Here is a 7015-nt window from a genome sequence, read left to right as displayed (position 1 = left end):
CGAGCCCGGTGACGGTGGGGGCGTCGTACGTCGGGTAGTAGGGGTTCCAGGCGTAGTCGGGCACGTTCGCCGCGTCGAACAGGGTGAAGTCGGTCGTCGTGTACGACGGACCGATGGCGTACAGGCTGATGATCTTGTCGGGGCCCAGTCGGTCACGCAGCGCCGTCGCGAGCCATCCGAACGACTGCGGGTTCGGCTGCGGGGTTCCGTTCGCGCCGTACTCTGTCCACTCGTCGTCGAAGTCGATGCCGTCCAGGCCATAGGTCGTGACGGCGTCGGCGAGCTGCGCGGCGAAGGCATCGGCCTGTGCGTACGACGTGAAGTTCGCGAACCCCGCCCCCTGGTGGTTGCCGAGCACCGAGAGCAGCACCTTGGTGCCCTTCTCCTGCACCGGACGAATCTGCGTCTCTGCGTCGTCGAGCGTCTCGGTGACCCGCTCGTTGAAGTGCAGGTAGGCCTTCTCTCCGTCGTAGTTGATGTTGGCCGCGAAGATCATCGCCATGTCGATGGCCGCCTCGCCGGATTGGGCGAGCGTGTAGTCCGCCACATTCGCTAAATCGTTCGAGTTGACCTCGACGTACACCGCCAGTTGCGGGTCGACCGGCTCTGCGGTCTCGGCGGCGGCACCCGAGGTGCCGACGAGCAGTCCCGCTGCGGCAGTGGCGAGGACGCCCAGACCGGCGATTCCTCTCCGTACTCGATGATTCCTGACGGTGGGCTGGCTCATGAGAGTTCGTCTCCTTCGGCGTCGTTGTCGAATCCGGCCGCATCGTCGCGACCTGTCGCCGACTATAGCGCTTAAGTCTCATGCCAGGAAGAAACAGAGAGGGACGGATGCCCCTCGCATCCGCCCCTCTGAGCCCCTCCCGGAATCACCTGCTCAGATGCTCACGTCCCCGACCAGGTTGACCGCGATGCCCATTCCCGCGAACATCGCGGCCTTCGCGATCAGCGCCCTGTCGGCCGTCTCGGCATCGGGCGCATAGACGAGCTGTGCGTGGTTGGCCTTGTGGCGGGCCATGAACTGATCGCGCGAGACACCGTGCAGAACCACGTGGGCGATGGGCCACTCGGGATTCGTGGCGTCCTTGCGACGCTGCGTCTCGGCGGCCGGAAGCTCGACGACAGATGCCCGGAAGATGTCGGCCTGCAGGATGCCGTCGGCGATGAACACCCGCGACAGCACGATCTCACCCGGCTTCGAGACGCCGTTGATCGTGGCGCCGCCCGCGGGGAAGAAGACGTGCCCCTGACGCCAGCCCTCAGCGTTCTGCCATCCGCCGAGGTGAGACGCGGGCACGGAACCCGAGATCTCGTAGACCCAGACGAACTCTCCGTCGTAGTCCTCGCCCCAGCGCACATCGTGCAGCGTGTTGTCGGGCACCAGACCCATCGCGCGCCACACCCGGTCGGTGACCAGCGCGTCGACCGCGACGCCCTCGTCGGCCTCGTTGAAGTGCGGGAAGGCCAGGCCATCGTGCAGCACCCGCGATCCGTCGCGCGAGGTGACCGGCGGACGCTCGGTGGAGTTCAGGATGCCCTCGGCCAGGTCGGATGCCGGAACCAGGTCCTTCAGGCCCTGCTGGTACTGGATGCCGACCGCGTCGAGCCCGAAGTCATCGGCGATGCGGAGAGCGGCGATGTACATCTTCAGCTGCCACTGCACCTGCTCGCGCGTCAGCTCGGTCTCGGCATCCTCGCCGTACCGGAACGTCATGCCGGCATCGATCAGCCAGTCATAGGCGGCATCCGCCTCATCCTCGCCGACCTCGCGAGCATCTCGGCGTACAGCGCCGACTGCGAGAGGCGCTCCTTGTAGATGCCCGTCTTGTTGAGCAGCTCGTCGTCGAAGATCGCGTTGTACATGCCCATGCAGCCCTCGTCGAACACGCCGATGATGGCCTTCTCGGCGAGCAGCTCGGCGGCGAGCGCCTCGCCCAGCTGCTTCTCGGGGCTGTCGGGCAGCACCGGCAGCGGACGCACGTGCGAGGCGTCGTGGGTGATCGCGCCGGTCTCGGTCCACTCCCTGATGCCGGCGGTGAACCAGTCGTCGGTGAAGTCGACCGACCAGATCGTGGCATACGGCTTGCCCATCTTGGTGAGCCCGGCGTTCAGGCCGAGGAGCCCGACCAGGCCCGGCCAGTCCCCCGCGAAGTTCGCGACGGTGAGGATCGGCCCCTCGTGCGATCGGAGACCTGCGAGCACGTGGTGCGAGTACTGCCAGACGGCCTCGGCGACGATGAGCGGAGCATCCGCGGGGATGTTCTTGAAGACCTCGAGGCCCATGCGCTGGCTCGAGATGAAGCCATGCCCCGTGGCGGGGTCGACGTCGTTGGCGCGGATGACGGTCCAGCCGAGCTGTTCGAAGACGCCGGTGACGCCCGCCTCGAGCTCGACCTGCACGGGCCAGCCGCCGGTGTTCGCGGCCTCGCGCAGGTCGCCGGAGGCGATCAGGTACGCGGTCTTCGGCGCGGAGGCCGGTCGTGACACCGGTGTCGGCAGGGTGTAGGTCATGACTCGCGTCCTCCTCGATCGCAGCGTGTTCTGCCACTGTACGTGAAATCGGTTTCATCACGCAAGGAGCGAGTGTCTGCGCGCGTCAGCTCCTGACAGCGCTGGCGGGCAGGACCTCACTCGGCAGCACCACTGTGCGCGACGGCCGGCTGTCTCCGCCGATGCGCTCGAGCAGCATCCGTGCCGCCGAGACCCCCATCTCACGCGCCGGCAGTCGCACGACCGTCACTGCGGTCGGCGAGAGCGTGGTGAACGGCAGCGAGCCGATCACCGCGACTCCCACCTCCGGTGGCGTCAGGCCGTGTTCCGTCAGAACCTGTATCGCACCCACCCCGATCAGGTTGTTCCCCGCCACCACCGCGTCGGGGCGTTCCGGCAGCGCGAGCAGCTCCTCCATCGCGGCCCTCCCCCCGTCGACCCGGAAGTTCGCGAAACGCAGCAGCTCGTCGGAGGCGATGTCGGGGGCGCCGGCCGCGAGGGCAGCGCGCCAGCCCGCCGCGCGCTCTGCAGCCGTGTCGATCCCCTCAGGCCCGCCGATGTAGGCGATACGGCGATATCCGGCCTCGAGCAGCCCCTCGGTCGCCGACGCTCCGGCCTCGCGATTGGCCATCACCACTCCGTCGATGTCGTAGACCGTGTGGCGGTCGACGGCGACGACGGGTCGCCCCGTGTCGAGGATGCCGTCGAGCCGCGTGCGCTCTGACGCCGGAGCGATGATGACGCCCGACATGTGCTCCGAGACGGCGATCTGCAGATAGGTCGCCTCCTTCTCGGGCTGCGAGTCGGAGTTGCAGAGCACGACCGAGTAGCCGGCGCCGGATGCGACGTCCTCGACACCCCTGGCCATCTCGGTGAAGTACGGGTTCTCGATGTCGGGGATCACGAGGCCGATGACTTCGGAGCTCTGCGTACGCAGGTTCCGTGCCGTCCGGTTCGGCGTGAATCGCAGTTGCTCCGCGGCGCGGCGCACGGCGGCGACCTTCTCGGCCGACACGCTGGTGCCGTTGAACACTCGCGAGACCGTGGCCGGCGAGACCTGCGCGAGGCGAGCGACATCGTAGATCGTGGCCATCGGCACACTGTAACCGGTTTCACGGCCGTCGGCGAGACGGGCCGCGTCCGAGAGGTCAGTCGGCGAGCATCCGATCCCGCACCTGGCGACGCAGCACCTTGCCGATGAGCGAACGGGGCAGCTCGTCGACGACGGTGATGCGCTTGGGCACCTTGTAGGGCGTGAGCCTGGTGCGACAGAAGTCGCGCAGCGCCCCGGCATCGAGTGCCGCCCCGTCACGCAGCACCACGGCGGCGGCGACCTCTTCCCCACCACTCGACCTCGGACGCCCGACGACGGCCGCGGCGATCACGTCGGGGTGCGCCTCGAGTGCATCCTCCACCTCACTGGGCGACACATTGAAGCCCCCTGTGATGATGAGCTCTTTGAGACGGTCGACGATGGTCACGAACCCGTCTTCCGAGACCTCGGCGATGTCGCCGGTGCGCAGCCATCCGTCGGCGAGCAGCACGTCGGCGGAGTCGCTCGGACGCCGCCAGTACCCCTGGAAGACCTGAGGCCCGCGGATGAGCAGTTCGCCCCGCTCTCCGACGGGCATGTCGGCATCGGTGTCGGCGGGATCGACCACACGGATGCCGGTGCTGGGGAACGGCACCCCGACGGTGCCCGGTCGCCTGCTCCGACCTATCGGGTTGCCGAGCGCGACGGGCGAGCTCTCGGTCATGCCGTAGCCCTCGACGAGGAGGCCGCCGGTGGCCTCCTCCCACCGCTGCACGGTCGCCACCGGGAGACTCATCGCTCCGGAGATCGCGAAGCGGACGCTCGAGAGGTCGATCGTCCCTCGTGCTGCGGCGCGCGCGAGCTGGTCGTAGATCGGGGGCACGGCGGGGAGGAAGGTCGGCGGGCTGGTGCGAGCGGCCTTCGTGACGAGACCCAGATCGAAGGTCGGGAACAGCACGAGCTTCGCCCCGATGCTCATGGCGAACGTCAGGCACAGCGTCATGCCGTAGGCGTGGAACAGCGGCAGCACCCCGTAGAAGGTCTCCTCGCCGTCGACGAGACCGGGCACCCACGCCCGGCCCTGCATCGCGTTGGCCCGCAGATTCGCGTGGGTGAGGATCGCACCCTTCGGGTCGCCCGTCGTTCCACTCGTGTACTGCAGCAGCGCGGTGTCGTCGAGCGTCGGGCCCTCGATCCGGCGCGAGAGCGCGCGATGGTCGACCAGCTTCTTCCAGGCCGGGGCCCTGCGCGCTTTCGGGGTGCTGGTCAGCTTCGCCCGCGATGCGCGCGCCTTCGGGATCGGCAGCCGCAGAAGCATCCGCTGGGAGGCGGGCATCGCCTCGGTCAGATCGACACTGACGATGTGCTCGACCCGCAGATCGGCCGGGAAGTCCGCGATCGTGTCGACCGTCTTGTCCCACACGATCGCGACCTTGGCGCCGTGATCCTCGAACTGGTGCCGCAGCTCTCTGGCCGTGTAGAGCGGGTTGTGCTCGACGACGATGGCGCCCAGTCGCAGCGCGGCATAGAAGGCCACGACGTGCTGCGGGCAGTTCGGCAGCACCAGCGCCACCCGGTCGCCCTTGTCCACCCCGAGACGCCTCAGCCCCTCGGCGGCACGCAGGATCTGGTCGCCGAGCTCACGGTAGGTCGTGACCGCACCGAAGAACTCGAGCGCCGGCCGACGGGCGTACGCGGTGATGCTCGCCGACATCATCTCGGGCAGCGTCTGCGTGGGAGTCTCGATGTCTGCGGGCACTCCGTCTGCATAAGAGGCGAGCCACGGCCGGGAGTCATACGGGTTGACGGACATGACTCCATTTTGCCCGGAGTCGGCTATGAGAACGACCGGCTGTTCTAGCGGTGCGCTGCCACCACCTGCGCGACGGCGAGACGCTCGTCGTCCGTCGGCTCGGCGATCGCCATGCGGCAGTGCGTGTCGACGACGTCGAGCACCCGGTACGCCTCTTTCATGCGCGCCATGTCTCCGCCGATGAGCGAGACCACGTCGTCGACGGCGGCCTGGGCTGCGGCGATCGCGGCCGCATCGCCCGAGCGTCCGGCGTCGGCGAGCGCCCTGAACGGCTTGGGGGTGACAGACGAGACCCCCGAGACGACCCCCTGCGCGCCCACCTGCACGGCCGCGATCAGGTCGCGGTCGGCACCGGTGTAGAGGTCGAAGTCGGCCGGCACGGCGGCGCGGTACGCGGCGATCTCGTCGAGCGACAGCTCGCTGACCTTGGCGCCGACGACGTTGGGCAGCTCGGCGAGGCGGGCGAGCAGCTCGACCGAGACCGGGTTGCCGCTGCGCGCCGGGTAGATGTAGACGTACAGCCGGCCATCGCCGATCGCGTCGGACAGTGCGGCGAAGTACTCGAAGATCGACTGGTCGGTCGCCTTCAGGTAGTACGGGGTGAGGGCGGCGAACTCGGTCGCGCCCAGGCCCTTCGCGATCTCGACCAGGCGCAGCGCTTCGAAGGTGCTGGGCTGACCGACGTGCACCACGACGCGCATGCGGTCCTTCAGCTCGGCGAGCGCGGCCTCGACGATCGCCGCGAACTCGGTCGCGTCGACGGCGGGGAACTCGCCCGTGGTGCCGAGCACGAACGCGCCCTCGTTGCCCGACTCGGCGACGAAGCGGAAGATCGCGCGCGACCCCTCGAGGTCGAGTGCGCCGTCGCTGTGGAAGGCGGTGGGCACGGCGGTGAGGATGTCGTAGCGGGTCACTTCTCGTTCTCCTTGGAGTTCTTGCGGGTCTTGCGCGGGCGCCGGGTGGGGGCCTGGACGTTGCGGACGGTCGAGGTGAGCAGGTCGGGGTCGGCGGCGAGCTCGCCGTGCGCCTTCTCGATCTGCTCGCGACTCTCGGCCTGGAGGATCGAGTCCTCGAGCGAGGCGCGCTCCGCACGCGGGGTGCGGGCGGCGCGGATGGCCGGCATGACGATCGACAGCACGGCGAGCGCGAGCAGCACGATCGCGATCGGGCTGACGACCTCGAAGAACGGACGCGTCGGCAGGATCGCCAGGGTGCGAGCGAGGTTCTCCTCGGCGAGCGGGCCGAGCAGCAGGCCGAGCACGATGGGGCCCGCCGGCACCTGCATCCGCTTCAGCAGCACACCGATCACGCCGAAGACGAGCATCGTGACGACGGTCGACAGGCTGTTCGATGTGGCGTACGTGCCGATGATGCAGAAGATCAGGATGCCGCTCCAGAGGTACGGCTGCGGCACGTCGAGCAGCTTCACCATGCCCTTCATGCGCACGAGACTCAGCGCCAGCGACAGCAGGGTCGCGACGAGCATGATGCCGACGATCGAGACGACGAGGTCGGGGCGGTTCGTGAACAGCGTGGGGCCTGGCGTGATGCCCCAGATGATCATCGAACCGATCATCACGGCCATCACCGAGTCGCCGGGGATGCCGAGGGCCATCGTGGTCGTGAGCGAGCCGCCGAGAGTCGCGCTGGCTGCCGTGTCGGAGGCGGCGACGCCC

General features: G+C 68.6%; 7 protein-coding genes. All 7 read right to left on the bottom strand.

Going from position 1 to position 7015, the window contains the following annotated elements; translation table 11 throughout:
• Nucleotides 1–727, bottom strand: a 727-nt coding sequence (locus J7E68_RS06630; RefSeq protein WP_215171022.1) for a glycosyl hydrolase family 18 protein, incomplete at its 3' end; no start/stop codon positions are given.
• Between the two features lie 153 nt (nucleotides 728–880).
• A complete protein-coding gene (locus tag J7E68_RS19640; RefSeq protein WP_251048717.1) occupies nucleotides 881–1717 on the bottom strand; it encodes a hypothetical protein in 837 nt (278 codons plus the stop codon).
• An 11-nt stretch (nucleotides 1718–1728) separates the two neighbouring features.
• On the bottom strand, nucleotides 1729–2514 hold the full coding sequence (locus tag J7E68_RS19635; RefSeq protein ID WP_251048716.1) for a hypothetical protein: 786 nt from the start codon (nucleotides 2512–2514) through the stop codon (nucleotides 1729–1731).
• A gap of 85 nt (nucleotides 2515–2599) precedes the next feature.
• A complete protein-coding gene (locus J7E68_RS06620) occupies nucleotides 2600–3586 on the bottom strand; it encodes a LacI family DNA-binding transcriptional regulator (protein ID WP_215171020.1) in 987 nt (328 codons plus the stop codon).
• Between the two features lie 55 nt (nucleotides 3587–3641).
• Nucleotides 3642–5339, bottom strand: a complete 1698-nt coding sequence (locus J7E68_RS06615) for a long-chain-fatty-acid--CoA ligase (RefSeq protein ID WP_215171018.1) — start codon at nucleotides 5337–5339, stop codon at nucleotides 3642–3644.
• A 44-nt stretch (nucleotides 5340–5383) separates the two neighbouring features.
• On the bottom strand, nucleotides 5384–6253 hold the full coding sequence (locus J7E68_RS06610; RefSeq protein WP_215171016.1) for a dihydrodipicolinate synthase family protein: 870 nt from the start codon (nucleotides 6251–6253) through the stop codon (nucleotides 5384–5386).
• Nucleotides 6250–7015, bottom strand: a 766-nt coding sequence (locus J7E68_RS06605) for a tripartite tricarboxylate transporter permease (protein WP_215171014.1), incomplete at its 5' end; no start/stop codon positions are given. The genes J7E68_RS06605 and J7E68_RS06610, both read right to left, overlap by 4 nt.

The organism is Microbacterium sp. ISL-103 (assembly GCF_018613995.1).
Lineage (GTDB): Bacteria > Actinomycetota > Actinomycetes > Actinomycetales > Microbacteriaceae > Microbacterium.
Note: the sequence above shows the minus strand (reverse complement) of the source record. Positions and strands in the feature narration are given on the sequence as shown.

Bases quoted from the DNA above. Each gene is read 5' to 3' on its own strand.
- J7E68_RS06620 (WP_215171020.1), bottom strand. From the start codon at position 3,586: ATGGCCACGATCTACGATGTCGCTCGCCTCGCGCAGGTCTCGCCGGCC.
- J7E68_RS19640 (WP_251048717.1), bottom strand. From the start codon at position 1,717: ATGACGTTCCGGTACGGCGAGGATGCCGAGACCGAGCTGACGCGCGAG.
- J7E68_RS06615 (WP_215171018.1), bottom strand. From the start codon at position 5,339: ATGTCCGTCAACCCGTATGACTCCCGGCCGTGGCTCGCCTCTTATGCA.
- J7E68_RS19635 (WP_251048716.1), bottom strand. From the start codon at position 2,514: ATGACCTACACCCTGCCGACACCGGTGTCACGACCGGCCTCCGCGCCG.